The 1,827-nt window shown below is 68.5% G+C and carries 2 protein-coding genes; both read left to right on the plus strand.

The annotated features are described in order from the left end of the window. Positions 1 to 52 precede the first annotated feature (52 nt). Positions 53 to 1,033, plus strand: coding sequence for a quinone oxidoreductase family protein (locus tag L995_RS30985; protein ID WP_047475343.1), 981 nt, complete (start codon positions 53 to 55; stop codon positions 1,031 to 1,033). Next, on the plus strand, positions 1,030 to 1,827 hold a 798-nt coding region (locus tag L995_RS30990), incomplete at its 3' end, for an NUDIX hydrolase (protein ID WP_047475346.1). The genes L995_RS30985 and L995_RS30990, both read left to right, overlap by 4 nt.

Genomic DNA, 1,827 nt, shown 5'->3' on the forward strand with positions numbered 1-1,827 from the left:
CCGCGTCATGGCACGATGCCGCTCTTGTTGGTTTTTTGCAGGAGTGCATCCCATGGGTATTGCAGTGCAGATCCGCCACAACGGCGGCCCCGAAGTCCTGGAGCTGGTGCAGGTCGCCGTGGGCGAGCCCGGGCCGGGCCAGGTGCGCATACGCCACCATGCGGTGGGCCTGAACTTCATCGATGTCTACCAGCGTTCGGGCCTGTACTCGCTGCCCATGCCCTTGAACCTGGGCATGGAGGGCGCAGGCGTGGTCGAGGCCGTGGGAGAGGGCGTGCAGCACCTGGGCGTGGGCGACCGCGTGGCCTATGCCAGCAATCCGCCGGGCAGCTACAGCGAAGTGCGTGTCATGCCCGCCATGTGCGTGTGCCGCCTGCCCGACGCCATCGCGTTCGAGACGGCTGCCGCCATGATGCTCAAGGGCCTGACGGCCCAGTACCTGCTCAAGAAATGCATTCCGGTGGAGGGCCTGGCACCGGGTGATGCCGTGCTGTTCCATGCGGCGGCCGGTGGCGTGGGCCTGATTGCCTGCCAATGGGCCAGGGCCATGGGCCTGCAGCTCATCGCCACGGCAGGCTCGGACGAGAAGTGCGCGCTGGCCCTGGCCAACGGCGCGGCCCATGCCATCAACTACCGCAGCGAGAACTTCGCCGAACGCGTGCAGGAAATCACGGGCGGCCAGGGCGTGAAGGTGGTCTACGACAGCGTGGGCAAGGACACCTGGGAAGGCTCGCTGGCCTGCCTGCGGCGCTTTGGGCTGATGGTCAGCTTCGGCAACGCATCCGGTCCCGTGGCGCCTTTCGCTCCTGCCGTGCTGGCGGCCAAGTCGCTGTATGTGACGCGCCAGACCCTGTTCTCCCACATCACCAGTCGCGAGGCCACCCAGGCCATGGCCGACGATTTGTTCGCCGTGGTGGAAAGCGGTGCCGTGAAGATCCACATCGACCAGCGCTATCCGCTGGCCGAGGTGCGCCAGGCCCATCTGGACCTGGAGGCACGCAGGACCACGGGCTCCACCATCTTGCTGCCATGAACGGGGAAAAGAGCCCAGCCGACCCAGGCGTGCAGGCATGGCTGAACCGGGTGCGTGCCGCAACCCGCCAGCCTGCGCTGCAGCCGCGCCGGCCGCTTCAGGTGGCGGCAGAGGAAATCGGTTCGCTGGAAGATGGGCTGGCTGCGCAGTTGCCGGACGGGGTGATGCAGGCCCATGGCGTGGCGCTGCGGCAGCAGGCCGGCCACTGGCACCTGCAGGGCGAAGGTGATGCCACGGCCCTGCTCAACGCCCTGGCACGCGTGCTGCGAGCCTGCGGCCACAGCGGCCCCTGGCGCAATGAGCAACTGGCCGTGTGCAACGTGCAGGGTCAGCGCATTGGCACCGTGGAGCGTGGCGCCGTGCGTCCGCTGGGCATTGCCACCCTGGCCGTGCACCTGGTGGGCGAGACGGCCGACGGCCGCATCTGGGTGCAGCAGCGCGCCGACAGCAAGCCCACCAACCCCGGCATGTGGGACACGCTGATGGGCGGCATGGTGGCCGCGCACGATACCCTGGAACAAGCCGTGCAGCGTGAAACCTGGGAAGAGGCCGGCCTGCGCGTGGGCGAGCTGCAGGGCCTGCGCCATGGCGGCCACGTACTGTTCGAGCGCCCCAGCGACGAGGCCGAGGGCCGTGGCTTCATGCGCGAACGCATCGACTGGTTCAGCGCCACCGTGCCGGCTGCGCTGGAGCCCAGCAACCAGGATGGCGAGGTGCAGGCCTTTGCACTGATAGAGCGCGACCAGCTCGTGCAATGGCTGCTGCAGGACCGCTTCACGCCCGAGGCCGCCCAG

Source organism: Delftia sp. ZNC0008 (assembly GCF_000799035.1).
Classification (GTDB): Bacteria; Pseudomonadota; Gammaproteobacteria; order Burkholderiales; family Burkholderiaceae_C; genus Comamonas; species Comamonas tsuruhatensis.